17 protein-coding genes are annotated in these 22,551 nt (G+C 40.2%); 9 read left to right on the top strand and 8 right to left on the bottom strand.

The features are described from left to right. The first annotated feature begins 4 nt into the window (after positions 1 to 4). The 5 genes from H9626_RS02125 (at position 5) to H9626_RS02105 (ending at position 7,839) form a co-directional block, all read left to right on the top strand. Positions 5 to 1,204: a hypothetical protein gene (locus tag H9626_RS02125; protein ID WP_191709407.1), complete on the top strand. Its 1,200-nt coding sequence runs from the start codon at positions 5 to 7 to the stop codon at positions 1,202 to 1,204. Beyond that, complete coding sequence (locus H9626_RS02120; protein WP_191709406.1) at positions 1,194 to 1,751, top strand: condensin complex protein MksE; 558 nt, start codon at positions 1,194 to 1,196, stop codon at positions 1,749 to 1,751. Before H9626_RS02125 ends, H9626_RS02120 begins: the two co-directional genes overlap by 11 nt. Then, a complete protein-coding gene (locus tag H9626_RS02115; RefSeq protein WP_191709405.1) occupies positions 1,735 to 5,385 on the top strand; it encodes an ATP-binding protein in 3,651 nt (1,216 codons plus the stop codon). Before H9626_RS02120 ends, H9626_RS02115 begins: the two co-directional genes overlap by 17 nt. Positions 5,386 to 5,394: 9 nt before the next feature. After that, complete coding sequence (locus tag H9626_RS02110) at positions 5,395 to 6,246, top strand: DUF7281 domain-containing protein (RefSeq protein WP_191709404.1); 852 nt, start codon at positions 5,395 to 5,397, stop codon at positions 6,244 to 6,246. 234 nt (positions 6,247 to 6,480) lie between these two features. Further along, entirely contained in the window at positions 6,481 to 7,839 is a 1,359-nt protein-coding gene (locus tag H9626_RS02105) for a transposase (protein WP_191709403.1), read from the top strand. A 571-nt stretch (positions 7,840 to 8,410) separates the two neighbouring features. Here H9626_RS02105 and H9626_RS02100 read toward each other — a convergent pair. The 8 genes from H9626_RS02100 to H9626_RS02065 form a co-directional block, all read right to left on the bottom strand. After that, positions 8,411 to 9,115 carry a M48 family metallopeptidase gene (locus H9626_RS02100; RefSeq protein ID WP_225230854.1) on the bottom strand — a complete coding sequence of 235 codons (705 nt, stop codon included), beginning with the start codon at positions 9,113 to 9,115 and terminating at the stop codon, positions 8,411 to 8,413. Then, positions 9,103 to 12,333, bottom strand: coding sequence for a type I restriction endonuclease subunit R (locus H9626_RS02095; RefSeq protein WP_191709402.1), 3,231 nt, complete (start codon positions 12,331 to 12,333; stop codon positions 9,103 to 9,105). The genes H9626_RS02100 and H9626_RS02095 overlap by 13 nt, the downstream gene beginning before the upstream one ends. A 75-nt stretch (positions 12,334 to 12,408) precedes the next feature. Continuing rightward, entirely contained in the window at positions 12,409 to 14,061 is a 1,653-nt protein-coding gene (locus tag H9626_RS02090; RefSeq protein WP_191709401.1) for an AAA family ATPase, read from the bottom strand. Beyond that, positions 14,058 to 15,245 carry a restriction endonuclease subunit S gene (locus tag H9626_RS02085; RefSeq protein WP_191709400.1) on the bottom strand — a complete coding sequence of 396 codons (1,188 nt, stop codon included), beginning with the start codon at positions 15,243 to 15,245 and terminating at the stop codon, positions 14,058 to 14,060. Before H9626_RS02085 ends, H9626_RS02090 begins: the two co-directional genes overlap by 4 nt. Positions 15,246 to 15,250: 5 nt before the next feature. Continuing rightward, positions 15,251 to 16,630 (bottom strand): Fic family protein, encoded by a 1,380-nt coding sequence (locus H9626_RS02080; protein ID WP_191709399.1) that lies wholly within the window; start codon positions 16,628 to 16,630, stop codon positions 15,251 to 15,253. A gap of 12 nt (positions 16,631 to 16,642) precedes the next feature. Further along, on the bottom strand, positions 16,643 to 18,172 hold the full coding sequence (locus H9626_RS02075) for a type I restriction-modification system subunit M (protein WP_191709398.1): 1,530 nt from the start codon (positions 18,170 to 18,172) through the stop codon (positions 16,643 to 16,645). 8 nt (positions 18,173 to 18,180) lie between these two features. Beyond that, positions 18,181 to 18,741: a restriction endonuclease subunit S gene (locus H9626_RS02070; protein WP_191709397.1), complete on the bottom strand. Its 561-nt coding sequence runs from the start codon at positions 18,739 to 18,741 to the stop codon at positions 18,181 to 18,183. A gap of 655 nt (positions 18,742 to 19,396) precedes the next feature. Then, positions 19,397 to 20,275 carry an AraC family transcriptional regulator gene (locus H9626_RS02065; RefSeq protein WP_191709396.1) on the bottom strand — a complete coding sequence of 293 codons (879 nt, stop codon included), beginning with the start codon at positions 20,273 to 20,275 and terminating at the stop codon, positions 19,397 to 19,399. A 112-nt stretch (positions 20,276 to 20,387) separates the two neighbouring features. Between H9626_RS02065 and aroE the strand changes: the two genes are divergently transcribed. The 4 genes from aroE to H9626_RS02045 all read left to right on the top strand — a co-directional run bounded on the left by aroE (position 20,388) and on the right by H9626_RS02045 (position 22,466). Further along, complete coding sequence (gene aroE / locus H9626_RS02060; RefSeq protein WP_191709395.1) at positions 20,388 to 21,275, top strand: shikimate dehydrogenase; 888 nt, start codon at positions 20,388 to 20,390, stop codon at positions 21,273 to 21,275. 97 nt (positions 21,276 to 21,372) lie between these two features. Further along, complete coding sequence (locus H9626_RS02055; RefSeq protein ID WP_191709394.1) at positions 21,373 to 21,879, top strand: PPC domain-containing DNA-binding protein; 507 nt, start codon at positions 21,373 to 21,375, stop codon at positions 21,877 to 21,879. Between the two features lie 17 nt (positions 21,880 to 21,896). After that, the gene (locus H9626_RS02050; RefSeq protein WP_191709393.1) at positions 21,897 to 22,244 is read left to right on the top strand and encodes a DUF2271 domain-containing protein; all 348 of its coding nucleotides are present in this window, start codon (positions 21,897 to 21,899) and stop codon (positions 22,242 to 22,244) included. Between the two features lie 36 nt (positions 22,245 to 22,280). Next, positions 22,281 to 22,466: a hypothetical protein gene (locus H9626_RS02045; RefSeq protein WP_191709392.1), complete on the top strand. Its 186-nt coding sequence runs from the start codon at positions 22,281 to 22,283 to the stop codon at positions 22,464 to 22,466. Positions 22,467 to 22,551: the final 85 nt, after the last annotated feature.

The raw sequence follows: 22,551 nt of genomic DNA, 5'->3' as shown, positions 1-22,551 counted from the left end.
ATATATGGATGTCCTGACGCATTTCAGAAGTATAGAAGAACTGACGAAAACGCTCTCACGTGAGCAAAGATTGCTAAGCGAGATGTTTGAGAAGCGGAAGCTTATGAAGTTTCCGTCGGGGCTTGCCATTGACCTTGTCGGAGGAAATGAACAAAGATTGAGAAAACTGGTTGATTATGGTGTGCTGGTGGAATCCGGAAATGCGGTTGAGATTGAGAGCGACTATCTGAACTTCTTTGAGGAAGTGCTGAATGTCAATGAGGAAATTAGCGTATTAAGCGTACAGGAATGTATCAATACTCTGAAAGAGAATATCGGTTATTTCTTGCAAGAGACGAATCCCAACCGCAAAGCCGGATATCAGGATAGTGTGCGGCAACTTTTAAAGAAGACCGGATTCAGGACCCTGAAGAATGTGGTGGATTTGAAGCGTAATATGGACAATGCCTATAAGCAGGAACCCAATTATGTCATCAAAAAGAAGAAACTGGAGAATCTGGATGAGAAGAGCCATAGCATTCGTGCCATGATACGTGAGTGTGAAAAACTGATGGATAATGAACACGCCTTTTTCATCATGGCCAATGATCCGCACATGGCAAAGACCTGTAGCGATGTGAAACATGATTTTGTAGAAGCCTATCATGCGCTAATGGAAATTGACAGACAGATTATTTCCTATATCAATCAGATAGACCTGCAAAATCAACTTTACAAAAAGATACGGAAGTTGAAGTACCTGCAAGATCAGTTGCTTATCAAGACTGACACGAACCTTGTAAAAGTTCTGGAAGAAAGAAATCCTCTTTGGATGGAATCCCGCCAATACAATAAGATTCGCCTGTCTTTAGAAATGCTAAGGGAAAACGATCAGGTAGTAAAGTTGCTGAGACGAATTGCCGAACGGAATGGAATACAGAAAACAGCCAGAACGGAAGCCGGGCCTCTGGCAGAGGAAGACTTGCAAGAACATATCCGGCAACTGAAGGAGGTGGATTCTGCCGAAGTCTGGAATGCATTTTTAGCATCAAGTTATAATCTGTTTGAATTCATTCTGATGTATGACTATAAAGTAAAACGTAGCATAGAAGAACATGCTACCCTCTTCTGTCAGCTGGTTATCTTGCATCCTGATGAATGCCGGATAACAGGCGAATATGCAATTTATCAAGACATTGAATATCCTATAATTTATGCGAAATAATACTCAAAGAATATACGAGCGGTTAAGCCGGGGAGAGTTTCTTTCGGTAGACAGTGCAGATACCTCTGTCCGTCATCTGTATGAGGATATCGAGGAGAATTTGGAAGATTATACAGAATACTTCAAGGAAATAGGTCTGCAACTGGAATCTGGTAATGGTTACTTCTATTTTTCAAGAATAGGAGAGGGTAAACAGACGATAGAGCAGAAATTGGACAGCTTTTCAAAATGGCTTGACTATCTGGATTTTCTGAAATGCTATAATCAGTCATTTGCTGCAGGATATCAGTTTCGCAAAAGTCATTTGGTAGAACAGATCAGTCTGGATATCGAACTGAAGGAAAAGGCAAACCGTTTGTTCAAGAAATACGGTGTGGGGTCTAATGTTGAAATAGTAAACAAGCTGCTTCAGGAAATGCAGAACATGGGCTTTGCGGAGTGTATCAGCGAACTTGATGAGACTTTTAAGGTTACTTCGGCATTCCGCTATGCCGAAGAATTGGTTGAAATAATTCAAATTGCAAATGAAGATGAAATACCTGAATAAGATTATTTTTATCAATAGTGCCAATATTCCGTATGCAGAGATATCTGTAGACGGGAATGTACATTTCACAGGGACTCAGGGTGTCGGTAAAAGTACGGTATTGAGGGCTCTGCTTTTTTTCTACAATGCGGATAAACAGCATTTGGGTATTCAACAGGGGCAGAAATCGTTTGATGAATTTTATTTTCGCCAGTCAAACTCTTATATACTTTATGAAGTGATTCGAGACAATGGCGCATATACGATACTTGTCGGCAGATATCAGGGACGCGCTTCATGGCGGTTTATTGATGCACCTTATCAGCGTGAATGGCTAATAGACGATGACAAGCAGGTATTGAGTGACTGGGTGAAGATTCGCGAACGTATAGACAAAGACGTAGCTGTTTCTGCAAGAATCGAGTCCGGTGTGATGTTCAAGGATATAATCTTCGGCAACACTCATGACCATAAATATGCGCGTTATGCATTGGTGCAGAGCTCGCATTATCAGAATATTCCACGAAGCATTCAGAATGTCTTCCTGAATACCAAACTTGATGCGGACTTTGTAAAGAATACGATTATACAATCCATGACTGATGAGGATTTGCCGATTGATTTGCAGACCTACAGACGACTTGTTACAGATTTTGAGCGGGAGTATGACGAGATAGACTGTTGGTTCCGCCAAACACGTGATGGCAGTTACCCTGTGCGTCAGCAAGCATTGAAAATAGCTGAACAGGGCCGTACAATTGTAGCACTCGACCAGCAGTTGTCTGACGTATGGCACATGCTCAATCATGCTGTAGCTTATAGTGAAAAGCATATACCTCTTTTGGAGATAGAAGCCGCAGAAGTTGAAGCGGACATAGAGAAAGAACATAACCGTGAAAAGGAACTTACGGCAGAATATGATAAAGAAAAAGACGCACTCAATCAAGACCTTGGTGCCCAAAAGGGTAAATTGAAGGAAATAGCACAGGCAAGAAAGTATTTCTCTGACGAGGGTATTGATGACAAACTCGCTCTTGCCGGTCGTGAGTCTGCTATCAGACAGGAGGCTGCTGATAAACAAACGCTATTGGATGATTTGTTGAAAGCTTATGCATCGATAGAAGAAAAGTACAACATTGCAAGAGGTAAACTGGAAAATGCACGTCAGGCGTTTGGGAACATGCAAAAAGAAGCATATTATCAGAAACAGACCGAACTTCAGATAAAGCGTAAGAGCTTGGAAGAAGAACGTACCAGAAACAGGAATCAGGTTATGGAGACTTTCAACAGCTGGCGACACGACTCTGACGAACGTCTGCAAATGTTGTTGATTGAACAGAACAGGACTGAAAATGCGCTGAAGGAACTCCGGCATTGGCATCCCCGGGCTAATGAAATAAAGCAAGTAGATGAGGAACTGCAACAATTGAATTTTACGGAAAAAGAGAATGCGGCCCAACAGACAGCGGTAAAAAGTCAGATTGCCCGGATTACTGCCGAGTATGAGATGAAAGAAACGGAGATAAAACAAGCCTCTCAGCGTGAGCAGGAACGTCTTGACGCTGATCGTACACAAATGCGTGAACAAATCGCAAAGATTCATGATTTATTGGCTCGTTTAGACGGTTCTCTTTACAAGTGGCTTTGTGAAAACGCTGAAGGTTGGGAGAACACGATAGGCAAAGTCGTTGACGAAGAGAGGATTCTATATGCTCAAGGGCTTGACCCTCAGTTGGACAATGTGGCTAATGGTATGTTTGGCGTAAAGTTAAACCTGGATAATATTGCCTCTGTGCATCGTACGCCTGATGAATATAGATTGGAGAAGAATAACCTGGAAGAGCAGGTACGGCAGATTAACCGTCAACTTACGCAATTGCCTGTTACTCTTCAGGAAGAGATAGCTAAACTTGGCAAGAAATATGCTGTACAGGTCAATCCGCTTCGTCAGAAAATGACATCGTTGAAGGTGGAAGAAGAACAGGTGCCAGCCAAGCGGCAGAACCTACAAAATCGTAGACATAAGCTGGAGATGGAAGAACAGGAGCAGATTGCCCGCGAAAAAGACGTTCGTGAACATTCCTTTAATGAGGCAGTACTGCATGTGAATTCGGAGAAGGAGGCGCGCAATAAGTATGAATTGAAAAATAAAAAGGACCTTAAGGAGCTCGATTCATCGTTTAATAAAGCGACTAAAGCACTTGATGAGGAATTGCGTATTTTCAAGGAGTCGCAAGATGCTGTAGCGACCGAACGTAATCAGGAATTCGCCGTACAGAAGCAACAACTCAATGAACAGCAGAAAGCCGAACTTGCAGGCAAGGGCGTTGATACGAACCTGCTCGAGCAATATCGCAGGGCTTTAAATGATTTAAAGACTCTGTTGATAAGGATTGATAAAGAACGTTCAATTGTTATTAGATATCGCGACACAGAGCAAAATCTTTTTGCTAAGGAGCCGGAAATCAAAAAGGCTATTAAGATTATAGAGCAGCGGCTCGCCATGATACGTCAGCGTTATGAAGACAGGCGGACACGTATCGGGAAAAAATGTAAAGAAATGGAAGAGCGTCGGAAAAAGGTTCGTGGTGAACTGACACATAGGAGAGAAGGCTTGACGCTTTATCATCAGATGGTAGAAAATGAGCATCTGGTGCCTGATGCTTTCCTCTCTGATGACAAGATGAAGAAGACCGAGTTGGATTGTCAGCAACTTTTGAGTCAACTTCGAGGTACGGTCAATCAGAAGCGTGAATCGATAGACAAGCTTAAATCTATAGTTGTCAGTTTCAATCGTAACTTTAAGCCCCAAAATGCTTTCCATTTCGATACAATGCCTGTAACAGACAATGACTATTTGGAGATTGCAGCGGATTTGCAGGACTTTATGGACAATAATAAAATCGAGGAATTCCGCAGACGTACCAGCGAGCATTATAAAGATATCTTGGGACGTATCTCGGCGGAAATCGGTTCACTAATGAAACGCAGGTCGGATGTGGATGGGGTGATACAGGATATAAACCGTGATTTTATAGAAAAGAATTTTGCAGGAGTAATCAAGAGTATTGAACTCAGGGCAGATGAGTCATCTGACAAACTCATGAAACTGCTTATATCTATTCATGATTATGCTATAGAGAATGCTTTTTCTATCGGCGAATTGAACCTTTTCTCAAATAATAATCGGGATGAAGTGAACCGTAAGGTCGTAGATTATCTGAAAAGCCTGTCTCATCAGTTGCAGAACGAACCGAATCGTTCGACTGTATCTTTGGGGGACGCTTTCCGTTTACAGTTCCGTGTGAAAGAGAACGACAATGACACCGGCTGGGTTGAACGTATTAATAATGTAGGATCGGATGGTACGGATATTCTTGTGAAAGCAATGGTTAATATCATGCTCATCAATGTGTTTAAGAAAAAGGCTGCCAAAAAAAGTGGTGATTTTATCGTACACTGCATGATGGATGAGATAGGTCGCTTGCATCCTAACAATATAAAAGGCATTCTGCAGTTTGCCAATTCACGCAATATCTATCTTATCAACAGTTCACCGACATCGTATAATCCATACGACTACCGCTATACATACCTGTTAAGTAAGCATGGAGTAAGGACAAGAGTAGAGAAATTGTTGAAACGAATAAATTAATCGGATAATATGGCAATAAGTGCGTCTATACAGGCATTGTTAGCCGGTGAACAGGTTGCTGGGTCGAGGCTGAACAGTAAGTTGCTTGATGAGCTGTCGGCAGAAGGTCTGCTGTTGGTTATACCACGTGGCTCAAGAAAATCCTATCGTGCCCGTGATATGGAGGCTCTGAAAAGATTTCTTATAGACAAGGACGAGAGTTTCCGTATTATCGAAGCAAATGCTTCAGATTCCCGTGCCACAATGGCTGCGGAGACAGGAAATTCCAAACTTGTTATGGTCCGTTCCTGCCCGGGATTTCCTGTAAACAGTTATGAACGTGTTGAGTGTTTCTTAGGTGGAGACTCATTCCCTGTAAATCCGCAAGAAGGAAGTTTCCTCTTTGTCTCAGATTGGAAGAAATTTACAATTCCCGAAGATGTCGTAGTAATTGGTGTCGAGAATATGGAGAATTTCAGGATGATCCGCAGGCAACGCAGATTCTTTGAGGAGTATCTTCATACTCATGGACTTTCAGACAAAGTGCTGTTTGTATCCCGGTATCCTCAGTCGACCGACCTTAGAAGATGGCTGTGCACTATCCCGAATCATTATCTTCACTTCGGAGATTTTGATTTAGCGGGAATAAATATATTTCTATTTGAGTTCCAGCAATATTTAGGTAAAGAGCGTTCTTCCTATTTAATCCCAACTGATATTGAATCTCGCCTGAAGTCTGGTTCTCGGAAAAGATATGATGAACAGTATTACCGTTTCAAAGATATTAAGTCGGATGCGTGTGAATTACAACAGTTGATAGATTTAATTCATCATGAACGAAAAACTTATGATCAAGAGGGTTACATATGTTGTGATCCGTAGAGATGGATAAGAATTGAAAGTTATAAAAATACAGTTCAGTAAGGATAGTCTTGCTGAACTGTATTTTGTCTAAAACTTGCAGCAGTTATTTAGGGAGATTCAGTAAATAGTATAAAATTAGCCAACTAATTCATACACAAAGTGTTGCGAATTAGTTGGCTTTTTTATATCTTTAGGTATTCCCCCGAAAATAAGGTTTGACGGCTAAAACGGGGGTAATACATTAACTAAGATATGACTAAGATACAAAATATTTCGGAAATTCACCCTACTTTGGGGTTTACAGAATTTGATATTCTGGAAAAATACCGCAAGAGTTTTAATGAAAGTGAACTCGGCAGGCTTCATTCCGTGTTCCCGTTCGAGGATATGGCGAAAGAAATCGGTCTGTCCGGGCAGCGTCTGGGACGTAGGAACATTTTCAGCCCTTCGTCAAAGATTGCCCTCATGATCCTGAAAGCCTATACCGGATTTTCTGACAGGCAACTGGTGGAACATCTGAACGGGAACATACACTACCAGATGTTCTGCGGAATCATGATAGACCCATCCATGCCTGTGACCAACTACAAGATAGTCAGCGCTATCCGTAATGAGATCGCATCCCGTCTTGATATTGCCCCCCTTCAGGAGATACTTGCCACACACTGGAAACCATATCTTGAGAACCTTCACGTGTGCATGACAGACGCCACATGCTACGAGAGCCATATGCGTTTCCCGACAGATATGAAACTCCTCTGGGAAAGTCTCGAATGGCTCTACAGGCATATCTGTAAGCATTGCGGGGAACTCGGCATAAGGCGTCCGCGCAACAAATATGCGGATGTGGCAGCGTCTTATCTGTCCTACAGCAAGAAAAGAAAAAGAAAGGCATCAAGGACAAGAATGCTCAAGCGCCGTATGATCAGACTCCTTGAAAAACTCCTCATACAGAGGGATGGAATCCATAGAGAGTACGGAGCCGCACTCCGATATACACCGGATTACCGGAAGCGGCTGTCCGTTATCAGAAAGGTTCTTGTACAGGAGAAGGAAATGTTTGAAGGGCGGAAGGTCAGTGACCGCATTGTAAGCATTGACCGTCATTATGTACGTCCCATCGTCAGAGGCAAGGAAACCAAATCCGTCGAGTTCGGTGCAAAAGTGAACAATATACAGGTAGACGGCATATCGTTCATCGAACACCTCTCGTTCAAGGCTTTCAATGAGGGTATACGTTTGAAAGACTGTATCCGTATGCAGCAGAAACTCATGAACGTGAGGGTAAGATGTGTGGCTGCCGATTCCATATATGCCAATAACGCCAACAGGAAGTTCTGCACGAAATATGGAATCTCCACGTCCTTCGTACGCAAAGGAAGAACGGCAAAGGATGAATCCTTGAGGAAGGTTCTCAGAAGTGAACTCTCAAGGGAGAGGGCCACCCGGCTTGAAGGCAGCTTCGGCACACAGAAGCAGCATTACTCGCTCTCAAGGATAAAGGCACGGAACAGGAAGACGGAAATCCTGTGGATCTTTTTCGGAATACATACGGCTAATGCCGTACGGATGATTGACAAGATCAGGAACAGGACGGTTAAAGCAGCATGACATGATTTTACTGACTGAATCAGAAGAGGTCATCCGGCTTCTTCAGGAGTCATGTCTTGACGGATAGAATTATGTGAGAAAACAACGAAAAACTACAATGAAAATGACATATGGAGGGGGTATAGTCTACCATCTTCATATGCCATTATGTTTTTTAGGGATATTTACTGAATACCCCTATTTAGGACTAGTCATTCTTTTATATCTCTTTTGAATTACAAATAAAAGACTCACCCAGAGCGCGCTGTTCTTATGGGAAGCGGGGTGAGTATGTAGTTGCAAATTTAATTGATAGATTTCATATTCCAATGTTTTTCTTTGAATTTTTCTGCGTAAATGAATGGTATTGTGGATGTTCAATATAGGTGGAGAATCGGTGCGTCTCAAATCAGTAGGTTATGTTTCTCCATAGCGAACATATGACATTTGCCCAAAAAGTAATTGAAGGTGATAATAATTCTGGCAAAAAGACACAGATTTGTCGAAATTGTCATAAAAGGCATGAGGGTGTATCAAAATGAGTTATATCGAACTCACGTTAAATACTCAAATCTTTTTAAATGTCAAAATCCTAAATCATCAACTTCTCCAATTTCATTTTCCATTTTTTCCAATCCGGCATTTCCTGAGTCAACAACTCATAAAAGGCTTTAGTATGATTACGATAAACAAGATGGCAAAGTTCATGAATAATCACATACTCAATGCAAATTCGTGGAGCACCTATTAACCTCGGATTCAGCATAATTTGTCCGGAAGCGGTACAACTTCCCCAACGAGTCTCCATATCTTTCAGCTTAATACCAGTCGGGTGAACCTGATGACGACCGAAACGTGCTATCAATGGGTCCGCATATTCTTTGAACTTTATTTCAGCACGTTTTCTATACCAAGCCATAAGTAAAGGGCGTACATCCTTACGATGCCTACACTCTACTTCGAGTATATTTCCTTTGTAATGTACTTCATTACGTTCACTGTCAACCACACGCAGCATATATTGTCTGCCTAAATATAAATGAGATTCTCCACTGACATATTTTCGTTCTGGTGTATGTATACCGAAAGAAGAAAAATAGCGTTGCTGTTTATAAATCCATGGAGCACGACGATGAACGTGTTTTCTGATTTGCTCCAGTGGTGCTTCCATTGGAGCCTTTACTTCCACACTACCATCCGGATACACACAGATACCCAAAGTCTTTCTGGCTCTGTATTCTACTGCATACTCCATAACAACAGAGCCATATTCTATGCAGTCTTTTATTTGATCCATAACTTTGCCACATCTACACAGCCATCAATAATCGTATCCATATCATTAAAAGAAAAGTCAAGTCCATACTTCCGTTTCACATCATCTATCAGATAATCTTCCAGTTCTATTTTCATACGACCAATAATATCCGATTTCTGTTGCCAGTCGACCAAAACCCTCCCGTCCACAATCAATGTACGGTTTATAATTCCATCAAAAGTCATAGCAGTTTCTAACGCCAATTTCTTTAAGTCAACCTGTGCGTCACCAAATATACGTTGATAGGTTTCCAATGCTAATCCGTAATAAGCTTTTGCTGCATTATTTTGCTGCAACTCTTCCGGCAATTCATTATCCGTATGAGACAATATATCGTCTTTGCATTTCAGGACCCGTTTTAAATACTCCAACTCATCGATTCGGCCTTGTTCATAAGCGGCAATAGTTTCTTTCAGTAACTGAGAGAATTTCTTATAAAACGCCGGATCTGTATCCATATTTTCTGTAATAAATTTACTGGTTCTGGAAGCAATCGTATCTGCCTTTGCCGCTGTTCCTACAATCTTTTCTACTTCCTGTTCGAAGGCTTCCGTATCAAAGATATTTACCAATTCTGTGATTGGTTTTACTGCTCCACTTTCTACATGGCGATTAATCAATTTTTGTATCTGCCCTTCATATTGCTTATAATCTATTGTATCTGAATAGCGTAATTGAACTGCCGATCTCAACTTGACGAACATATTCAAGTCATCTTTATATCGCTTGATTTCTTCTTCTGGAGTTTGTGCATGGAAACTACGTGTAGAAAGAGCTATTTTCAGGCAAGATGCATAAGCTGTCAGTCTCTCATAAAACTCCTGTCGTCTGTCTTCCTCACGTAATGACTGTGCATATGCCTCCAAGTCCCGTTTATTGGAAATTGACTTGAACAAATCCCATAAATTTGAATATTTCTGTGGCAATTTTGCTATTTCAGTATCAACTGATTCCAGAGTCTCACGGAAAACCGCCTGTTCTTCTTCGTCATAATTAGAATACAAATCCAACGCTTCGTCCAATTCTTTTAAGACTCCATAATAATCAATGATGTAACCAAACTCTTTGCCATCACAAACCCGGTTGACACGCGCCACGGCTTGTAACAATGTATGTCCGTTCAGTTTACGGTCCAAATACATCACTACCACCTTCGGCTCATCAAATCCGGTCAGCAATTTGTCCACAACAATCATGATTTCAGGCTGTTCCTGATTCTTGAAACGGGAAATCAGGTTTTCCTGATATTTCTTAGGGGTTCCGTGTTCATCCATCATCTTTTTCCAATACGCCTTTACTTCTTCCGACGTATCACCGTATGACGATTCTTCACCTTCTCGCATGTCAGGAGCTGTAATAAGCACCTCTGAAGATACCAAGCCAATCTCATCCAAATATTTTTTGTACAATACAGCAATGGCTTTCCTCGGTGTAACCAGCATAGCCTTGAATTTCGTTCCCTGCCAATTATCACGGAAATGTTCAGAGATATTCCAAGCAATGGAATACACCCGCTGGCCTGTCTGATTCACAAAATCGGTGCGCGAATATTTTTTCTTTAAATCGGCCGTTTGATATTCATTCAGTCCTTCACAAACTTTGGTAAAGAAATCGTCTATGGGCCCTTCGTGTACATGCTGAGGTACAATTCGCCCTTCATAAAGCAATGGAACTACGGCACCGTCTTCTACAGCCTGACGCACGGTGTATATCGGACGGATGATACCGCCGAACGTATTTGCCGTATTTTTTTCCTTCTTCATCAACGGCGTACCGGTGAAAGCTATCTTGCAGGCATTAGGCAATACCCGATCCATCTTGATAGCCATTTCTTTGTATTGGCTACGATGGGCCTCATCGATCAGAATAAAGATATTGGGATCTGTCAGCGGATGCTTCATACGCTTGACAGCTGTTTCAAACTTATTAATGACAGTTGTAATAATGGCATCCGTCTTACTCTCCAATAACTCCACCAAATGAGTTCCGGTTGTAGCATTCATCACTTCCCGTCCACACTTCTTGAATGTATTGGTAATCTGACTATCCAAATCCGTACGGTCAGTTACCATCACAATTCTTGGATTCTGTATTTCTTTGGCTTGGGCGATTGCTTGCGCCAGCAAAACCATTGTAAGCGATTTTCCACTGCCCTGCGTATGCCATACTACACCTCCTCGCCGTTTCCCATGTTCTAACGTCTTGACCCGTTCTGTAATCTCTTTTACCGTAAAATATTGTTGGTAACGGGCCAGTTTTTTGATCCCCCCATCATAGATGGTAAAATTATGAATCAAGTCAAGCAACCTATCCGGACGGCAAAGGCTAAACAGATACCGATCCTGCTCGGTAGGCAACACATTTTCCTGTTCCATGGCATCGAAATACGCCCGCACATAACGAAAACGGTCACTGAACAGATGTGACTTCCGTTTTTCATCCAGCGGCGTATTTACCAGACAGTCCAACTGCTGTATATATTCCGCCTCTTCTTTCTTTGTAACGAACATCTCCTTCCACCTGGTCCAGAATTTGGCCGGTGTTCCGGTAGTGGCATACGCTCCGTAACTATTTCCTATACTGAGCAACAAAGCACTATACAAGTAAAGGCCGCGGATACCATCGTCCTTCTGATTACGGAGATGCTGGGATATAGCCTGGTCAAATGCTCCTTTAATATCAGGACGCTTACACTCTATCACTACCAGTGGAATACCGTTAATAAACAAAACTATATCTGGACGGTACGTATCGGCCATTCCGGTGCGCATTACTGCAAACTCTTCCGTCACATGAAATACGTTTCTTTCCGGACGCTCCCAGTCGATAAAGCGCATGGTATAACTTTTCTTGTCACCATCAATACTTTGTTCAAACGCCTTACCCAGTGTCAATAGATTGTAAACGGCTTCATTCCCGCTCAAGTACCCACCTTCCATCGGGATATTGCGCATAGCCAATACACCGTTTTCAATATTTTGTTCTGAAAACAGTTCCTCCTTATTTCGGTTCACCCGAATGGAATTGATGCGACGTAACTGACTACGAAGTACATCTTCCAACAGTACATTCGATGTCTTCCCGCCACGCATGGCCAATGCTTCGTCAGGAGTCAAATATGTATATCCCAACTTCTGCAATAGCTGCAAAGCGGGTATCTGACTGATATGGTCTTCTTTAAATGATATTCCTTGCATAATTTAATTATTTCCTTCGTTTATTTTAATGTATTTCATACTTATGCTTTTATGACATAATCATATCAAAATATATCAATCAGAGAGTGTGGAGACTTTATCTATTTCATTTTTTAGATATTTAAATATATCTCTTAGTTGTTCATTGGGTAATGAACATACATAATTGCATAAGGCTGTCTTATCTAATTTCTGGATTTGGGACTTCCCTCCGTATTCATCTTCTTTTTCCGTAAGTTTATAAAATGTATCATAGTTAAAATCAAGAGGAAGATTTAATAGATTTTCCACGCCTTTTTTATATTTTAAATTTTTAGAGTTGTTTTGCATTTTTAATATATACAAATTTCCCATATTTTCTTCAGGCTTATTAGTATCACAATCATACAACAATATTATTTGTTTACACGTAATCATCTGTGGGTTAGCCTTATAAAAGGAAGCCGCATTATTTAAAGCTGTATCTCCCGTATTTTCATTTTTCCCTTTTGTAAGATTTCGTCCAATCCAATTGAAAATCAGTTTATTTTGATCTAAGCCAAATACCTCTAATGCCTTCTTGTAATAATATTCATCAGTTTCTCCCTCAACAAAAACATATTTTACATTAGGCTGAAGATTTATGTTTATATCATAAGCTTCTTGGATAATTTGCTCAGTAGTCCAAGAGTAATATTCCGGCTTATCAGATACATTAATTATTCCATTATTATCTTTTTGCAATATAATAACTTTATCATTAGATCTATTATAGTTATGAATTATAAAAGGAGAATGAGTTGTTACGAAAATTTGAGACGTTTGTACACCACACTCATCCATAAATATTTTTTTAATAAATGGAAGAATATTAATTTGCCATTTGGGATGTAAACTGATTTCAGGTTCATCAACTAAAACATATGCACCTTCTATACTCTTTTTATCTTTTAAAAGAAAACTACCACGAAATACTATTTGTTTTTCACCTGAACTTAATTGATCTATGGACATAATACGTCCAAACTCCTCAAAGTTAACACTCTTATAACCATTTTCATTAGTTATTCCTTTGAACTTCTTATTCTCAAATATAGAATGAAATGCATTTGTAAATCTTTTCATCCTTATAGATTTTATTGATTCTGGAGGAACCTCTCCTGGATGCAACTCCACCCAATTAGCCAAATCCGCATCATCTAATGTCTTTATATCGATAAGTAATTGTGTTATTTCAGTAGATAAATTATTAGAAGATTTAATTGCGTTATCTTGTATTTGATCTATGTTTTGTGCGGTAACACTATTAATTTTTCGAGGCGAAAAATTAATTTCCACATCAGAGTAGACTCGTTTTAATACATTAGATAATGTATGACCATAAAACTGACTACCATCAAGATAAAAGACACTTTGTTTCCAATTGTTTTTTATACTAAAATCCTGTATAATTTGAATTTCATTGCTTTTCAATCCATCTGGTTTAGTTCTCTTAATTTCTTCAAGTGCATTCAATTTTGTGATTTCGATTTTATTTAAAACAGCATCGACTATCATTCTACCGATTTTATTACTAAATAAGGTACTCGGTTCAAATCTATATAATTCATTTAAGAATACAGATTTTCCACAACCATTTTCTCCAGCTATGATAATTGTATCGGCAATATCTCCATTTTTAGTAGTGAGGTCGAACACACAATTTCCTAAAATAGGATGATTTTCAAATTCTATTCTTTTAAATTTCATAATGTGACTCGTTTCTTTCCTGTTAATAATACTTGCATTAGGCCTTTCTTTTGCTGTTGAAAACTATTTAACTTATGTTTGGCTAAGAGAATCTCGTTATCACAAGATACAAATACATTAGCTATCGCATTTTGTTCTTGCAAGGAAGGATATGGTATTTTAATATAACAAAAATCTGAATAACTGATTTGTTTACCGTCTCTTATACCAATTACTGCAACAGTCAAGCGTTGAATGAAATCATTACTCTTAAAGTAAACTTTATAAAAAACATCACTTAGGTCTGTCTTCTTTTTTAAGACTGTATATGCCGGACTTACAATACCGCGATATTTTGAATATTCAAGCCCACCTTCAAATGATCTTAAACTAATCACGAAGTCCCCTACATCAACAAGTTTAAAAGATGAAAGATCACCATTTGGCATAGTGACTCTTGTTTCCAACATATCTCTTGGAACGACTCCTTTATCTTGGGTAACAGATAAAAGAGGCTCTAACTTATTGGAGCGAATAGAAGAACTTCCAAAAAGTAAACCTGCCTTTACTTTCTTCCACTCTCCACCAAACCCTGGCAAACGTTTCTTGCCTGTGAGTAATTGTTGCATCAATCCTTTTTTGCGCAATTCTAGTTTTTCTATGAGTTGTGTTTGCTTCTCAATGGCTTTGTCCCATGTATTCAATACCTTAGCAATATTCTGCTGCTCCTCCATTGGAGGAAGAGGGATAAATCTTTTCTCCATATCATTCTTTGTGATATGATGCATTGTTCCTCCTTGAATAGCATTTTGCAGCAAAGATGCATCATAATCTAGAAAAAAATATAGATATTGTTTATCAACTCCTTTTAAATCACATATTTTCCAAATATGATAATGATAAATCACTTTTTCTTCAGTCCAGAATCGTGGTCCAAATGATGCAGACCATGCATATAATAAATCTCCTTTACAAGCATATTTATTGGCTTCCAACTCTAGATCTGAAAAATACCAACTATCATTTGTAAAGAAATTACCAACACGAAGTATCTTATATTTTCCTTCAGATAGTAATTCATTTTGCTTATAAGCCCTACCGTTAACTAGCGTACAAATTTCATGTATACGCACCGCTTCCCATTCTTTAGGTATAACTCCCAGTGATGTCTTTTTATAACCTTCTGGAATAATACAATCTGTCATATCTCTTAATTTTCAGGGTTATAATCTTTTATTGCCTTTTCAATAATATCAATTATAGTTTGTTTATGCCAATCCAAAGCCTCGTTTATATCTTCAGCACAGGGATATGTTCCATAAGCATATTTTTTAGTATGAAACATATAATCTTGCGCAAAGAATTGGACAATGGCGCTTAGGCACGTAGAAATATTTTGCATCGCATAATCCGATTTTAACTTGCTAAAGGAAATAGAAAAACTGATTGATTTTACTTGAGTCCACATTTCCTTATCCTCATTAGTAAAGGAGTTAAAATCTAATGGATGATTTTGATGACAATAATCCATATTTGAGTTTTTAAGCCCTATTGAGTAGCTACACTTTGTATCTTCAAAGAAATTAAAAGCCGGCAATAGTTCTGTTTTCATTTTCTGAGAATATGGAAGTAACAGTTTATTATACAAATCAATCTTATTTTCTACAGTATCAGACCGAAGTGAGTTATTTCCCTTTTTCTCAGCCAATTGTTGCAATAGCTTGATTTGTTTCTGAAAATCATCTTCCTCTTCAATACTCTCCCCTTTAGCAGCCTTGATACAGATTGTCAATGCTGCCTCCAGACACTGGGTCATATAGTCTATAAAAGGCATCAGTTGTGCCTGTTCCGCATGAGCCCCTATAGAAGGAGTTGGCCCAACCTGCACATCACAACGATTAAGGGCCGTCAAGTAACGGTCTTTATCTTTGCTTTTTACCACAATCATCGGATAGTGATGGCGTGTAAGAATGTAATTCACCAACAGACGGGCAATGCGACCGTTACCATCTTCAAAGGGATGGATGCGAATATAACGGTAGTGAAAGACCGCTGCCAATTCAATGGGCGATAACTCAGCTTTCTGTTCTTCGATATTGTACCATTCCACCAAGTCGGTCATCAAGGCCGGTGTCTCTTCGGGTGAAGCATATTCAAAACGTTCGCCAGTAACCGTTATCACCGAATTGGGACGGGTTTTGTATACTCCCGCATGAATGACATAGGAAGTGGTGGTTCCATCCGGTAACTGACGATACATGGTATAATCTTCACGAAGCAAGGTATGATGCAACTGACGAATAAAAGTTTCCGTCAAAGGATGACTTTTATCGTCTGCCTCTTCCTGCACCATTCTCAGACAGACATTATGGGCTTTCATCTCTTCCAGATCCTTCATGTTAGCCTCGTCTACAACCTTTCCGAAAAGTAACAACAGTTCAGTTTGCCCATAGGTCAAAGTATTTCCTTCTATATGATTAGAGTTGTAATTGAACTCCAACATGAATTTCCGGTCCAGCCTGTTCTTATCTTCCGGCTTTAATGGCTGCAAGGACAGCCATTCATTATATAGTTGATCAATGTTAGCCATATTTTCTTAATCTTAATATCCCAATTCTTTTAGATAATCTCTCATCTTAGCCTGTACCTCAGCTAATTCCGCTTCAAGTGTATCAATCTCTTTCTGTACGGCCGGAATATCTATTTCGGCTTCTTCCTCAAAGGTATCCACATAACGGGGGATGTTCAGGTTATAGTCATTTTCCCGTATATCGGCAGGAGTGGCCACAAAAGCATATTTCTCTTCTGCTACACCGGATTCAAGCTGCCCAGAGGTAAATTTTTGGTAGACAGAAACAATATGATTGATATCTTCCGGACGCAGTTTGTTCTGGTTCTTTCCATTTTCATATTCTCTGCTGGCATCTATAAACAATACGTTGTCTGTTTTTTTCCCTTTGTTGAAAATGGCAATAGCTGCCGGAATACCTGTTCCGAAAAACAAATTGGCAGGCAAACCGATAACCGCTTCCAACAAATTCTCATCAATCACCTGCTTGCGGATTTTGCCTTCGCTTGCTCCACGGAACAGTACGCCATGCGGAATTACTACACCGACCTTACCCCTGCCCTCCTGAGCTGCTTCTATCATGTGGGAAATAAAAGCCCAGTCGCCTTTGCTCTTTGGGGGAATGCCTCTCCAAAAACGATTATAGGGATCGTGAGTTGCTTCTTCAGCCCCCCATTTGTCTAATGAAAAAGGCGGATTGGCAATTACGGTGTCGAATTTCATTAGCTTGTCATCCTCCTTCAGTTTCGGATTACGCAACGTATCTCCCCAGCGAATCACTGCATTGTCAAAGCCGTGGAGGAACATGTTCATCATGGCCAGCGCCCAAGTACTGCCATTCACTTCCTGGCCGTAAAGTGAGAAATTATTGTTGCCCACCTCTTTGCCGGCCTTAATCAATAGAGAACCGGAACCACAAGTAGGATCACAGATACGAGCCCCTGGTTTGCTCTTTGTCAGTTTAGCCAACAAAGTTGAAACTTCTGCCGGAGTAAAGAACTCTCCCGCTTTCTTCCCTGACTCACTGGCAAATGTAGAGACCAAATACATATAAGCATCTCCAATGATATCATTATTTTCCAAATGAGATTCATCCAATTCCAGTTCACTGAAATCAACCAGTAGATTCTTCAGTCGAGCATTCTTTTCTTTCGGCTCACCTAAGTTAGCCGAATTGAAACTGATATTACGGAAAATACTGCTGCCGTCTTCACTGCTCATTTTCTCCCGATTGGCATCTTCGATGTCGGCCAATGCCATGTCAATCAATTCTCCGATATTGTCCGCCGTACGGTGTTGATATAAATAATCAAATGAACTTGTCTCAGGAATAACAAATCGCTCGTGTCGCATGGAGCGAGTTGCTCGCTCCTTGTCTCCTTCATATCTGTTCAAATATTCAGAATATTTGGCTTTGTAGACATCACTGACATATTTCAAAAAAAGCATAGTTAGAATATAATCTTTATATTGACTAGGATCTATCACTCCACGGAAAGTGTCACAAGCTTTCCAAACTACGCGATTAATTTGTGACTGATCTATTTTCTGTTGAATATCCATATATTCAATTACTTTATTTTATTCATTAATAATTGTTGTACAATGTTCTGTTTCTTTTCAATGATTGCCTGCTGTAGTTCCATTTCTCTTTTTGACAGACGAGCTATGGCTACAATAACTTTCTGTTCATCTAACGAAGGAACTGGTATTTCTAAATTTTCCACAGCAGGTTTATGAATAAGCGGTGTTGCACTACCTACTTGGTTGCTTTTAAAATATGCCTTTATAGAAGGTTGACGCAAGAACCAGCAAAGATATTCAGGCGTAGCTACCGACGATCTCAATCGAATTACAAAAAAAGATGTAGAAGCTACCGCTTTTTCTTGCTCACGAAATACCACACTTAAATAATTCACTCCCTTAGAAGCAAAAAGAATATCACCTTCTTGCAACAAATTCTTCTGCATTTTAGGCGTCAATAATACCCGGGAAGCATATTTTGTGATTACAGTATCTGTACAATCTTTAGTCTGTAAATATACTACCTCTCCATCAGGATCTGTTTTCTCATACACCCCCGATAGGATTTCTGCAAGGTTTTTTAGATATATTTTTTTCTTAGTAATCATTTTACTTTAATTTATCAATGCAAATATACATCTTATTTTTATTATTCCAAACAACATAATCTATTTTTCTAAGTAATCTGATTACTATTCATATTATATAGACATAACACCATGATATTATTCCATACAGTGACATGCTAACGCCACTGACTGTGCAAGGCGGCCCTGTCGGTCTGGTTGGCTGGGAAAAATCATCCTCGCTACGCTCCGGTATTTTTTCCTCTAAGCCTTGCACCGGTCATTGACAAAGAACAGCTGGGCCAGTAAGATATTGAAATACTGGCTCTACGGAACCGGTCATGTCTAATTAAAATAAAAGAATATGACTGAAGAAGTTAGAAAGAAGGTATGTGAAGGTATAGTAGCAGACCTCATAAAGGGAAAGACCGGATAAACAGACGGCTGTCAAATTGACAAGACAGTTTGTAGAGGATCTGAAACAGATTCCGGAAGAAAAGTAAAACGAGTATGTCAGTGCATACCACAGTAAGTTCTCTGCCCTATCAAGTATCTTTCGCGATGTACCAGTCCGATGATAACAGGACCGGCTAAATTTAACGCCACGAAACCGTTTCTCCATCTGTAGCGTATCCGAACCTGCAAGGTCCTTTCATTCATTATGTAATCTACCGATATTCTACACATTCAAATCTTCTCACATTTTTATCTGCATTCTATACTCAGACGGTGTACGTTTAGTGATTTTCTCAAATTGGGCAATAAAATGAGTGACGCTGTTGTACCCTGATTCGTAGGCTACTTGTGAAATATTCATTTTTGAATAAGTCAGCAATTTACATGCATGTTCAATCCGTATTTCAGATAGACATTGGAAAATACTTTTGTCCGTGCGTTGTTTGAAATACCTGCACAACGCTGAAGGGTTTTGCTTGACAAATTCTGCTATTTCCGCCAAAGAAACTTTTTCCTTAAAATGGTTATAAAGATATGTATATACCTTATTAACAGGTTCTTTCATATCTGGTATATGGTTCGTCTGATTATACGCAGTGTCGGAGAGTAGTTTGAAATGCCGGCTTTCATGCAGTTTTTCGAACATACGCAACAGGCAGATAAGACGTGAGGTATATCCGGAAGAATCGAATGCCTGTATCAACTCCAACATTGCGTCGAACAGTCCTTCATCGTAGAAACGGATTCCATATTGGCTTTTCTGCAACAAATCATAGATAAAACGATAATCAGGAATGTCTTTCATTTGTTCCGGAAAAATGTCCGGTCTGAACTGTATGGCTTCCCCTGCACTCCATTCATCTTCCAAGCCACTTGCAGAGGTGGGATTCAGTTTAGTATGGCACAGGTGAAGATGAGGTACGTTACTTCCGATAAGGGCTATATCTCCGACTTTATATTCTGATACGCCTTCACCGACAAACTGTTTCCCGCTGCCCTGAGTGAATAGCATGATTTCGTACTCCACATGCTTGTGTAAAGGAAGTACAAAGCGGGGATAGGAAATATGGCTGCATACCGTCGCCATGTCATGTACAATCTTACGTTCTAATATCGGCATACTCGTATTTTTACCCTACTGCAAATATAATGAATAATACTGCAAATATAATGGAATCTTGTTTCTTTTTTTGCTGCTAACTTTGCAGCATCAAATGAAATAGATTGGTATTATGAACATTAAGGAACACAAGATTTCTTCGCCTGACTTTTTGCCGGAATTGCTTGGGTCGTTTGCAAAACCTGCGGCAGAAAACCCTACTGTCGCTATTATGGAAGCTGCATTCCGCCACCATCAACTGCATTGTCGTTATATCAATTGCGAAGTAGGACCCGAAAATCTACAGGCAGCCATTGAAGGTGCCAAGGCGATGGGATGGCGGGGATTCAACTGCTCCATTCCCAACAAAGTGGAAGTCATGAAGTATTTAGACCGGATTGGAGAGTCTGCACAGATTATCGGTGCGGTGAATACGGTCATAATCGGTCCGGACGGAAGGACAACAGGTGAAAATACGGATGGGAAAGGATTTGTAAAGGCTATTTCGGAAATAACATCCATAACAGATAAAAAGGTTGTCATCTTCGGCGCAGGTGGGGCAGCCCATGCAATAGCCGTAGAAATGGCACTGGCAAGAGCCAGAGAAATCATCATCGTGAATGTGAGTGAAAGGGGAAAATCATTGGCGGATTTACTGAACAGCCGCACACCGGCAAAGGCTTCATTCCAGCCATGGAATCAGGCATTCAGTATTCCTTCTGATGCAGATATCGTAATCAATGCGACTCCCGTAGGCTTATATCCTAACGTGGAGCAGCGTCTCAACATCCGCGTGGACACATTACTGCCGCAGATGATAGTGGCAGATTGCATCCCCAATCCGGTTTATACACATTTTCTGAAAGATGCTTTAGCCAATGGATGCAAACATATTCTTCCCGGAATGAACATGCTTGTTTACCAAGCCATGATAGCTATAAAATATTGGACAGGAAAGGAGGTGAATGCCGGCATCATGAAGCAAGAACTGATGCGAGTCTTAGGTTTATCAAAACAATAATCAATCATGCCGTCAGTAAGACAGAGAAACCTTATCCTTATTGGCATCAAGGCCAACGTCGCTAACTTTCATCCCAACTATTTAAATACGGACTCTCATGAAATTAAAACTTATATTCACTTTGCTGCTTTACGGATGGTTATTCATTCCGGCAAGCGCACAAAATCCGCAAGATATGTACACTTATAAGCAAACAGGCAACAAATATATTGTCAGTATCCAAAATCGCGAGGAAATCGTCAAAGCCCTGAACATTTTCTGCGAAGAACGGGGCATCAAGTCGGGAACCATTTACGGGATAGGAGCAATAGATGAATTAATCCTTCGCTTTTTCAATCCTCAGACCAAACAATATGTTGATAAGACTTTCCAAGAGCAAATGGAGATAGCCAACCTGACAGGAAACATCTCACAAATGGACGGAAAGACCTATCTACATCTGCATATCACCGTGGGGCGCAGCGATTATTCCGCTTTGGCAGGACATCTGCTTGCCGCTACGCTGAACGGAGCCGGAGAGTTTGTGGTAGAAGATTTCGGAACCTCCGTCACCCGCGTTTATGTTCCGGAAATAGGATTGAACTGTTATCAGTTAGACGAATAAATAAATATATATACGACATGAGAACAGGATTATTCAATGCCATTTTGATGTTAGTCTGTATCGGCATACAGGGTTGCAGTTCTTCTTATGCGAAAGAAAATCACACAGGAGAACGGTTGGAAATTTCTTTCCGCTTCCAACGTGGCGGCATTGCTTCCAGCCAATATGCCATTTGGATAGAAAACGAAACGGGTAAGTTGGTACGTACCTTGTATGTTACGTCTTTCACTGCAAAAGGAGGATATGAATACCGGAAAGATGCCGTTCCTGTCTGGGTAAGCAAGGCAAAACCTCAAGTCCTGTCTTCCGCACAGATAGATGCCATAACGGGCGCAACACCACGGAACGGCGTGGTAACTTACTAATGGGACGGGACGGATGATAATGGCAACCGTGTCCCTGTGGGAACATATAGGTTTTTCATCGAAGGTACTTTGTATTGGGAAAACAGGGTTGTCTATACTGGAAAACTGGAATGGGGAGGTAAGGGACAGGATTCCATACCGGTAAAAGTCCAACGCTTCCATTCTTCCCAAACTAATGAGTACATGATTACAGACCTGAAAGCTTGTCACATCAAGAACTAAAAGTGACACATCATTGAAACCGGAGTAGGTGCAGCTTTCACCTATTCCTCATAAATCTTCAAAAATTTCCAAGTAAGCGGAAAAA

Source organism: Phocaeicola faecium, assembly GCF_014837055.1.
In the GTDB taxonomy this organism is placed as follows: domain Bacteria; phylum Bacteroidota; class Bacteroidia; order Bacteroidales; family Bacteroidaceae; genus Phocaeicola; species Phocaeicola gallinarum.
The sequence above is the reverse complement of the archived record's forward strand: the minus strand, read 5'-3'. Positions and strand labels throughout refer to the sequence as shown.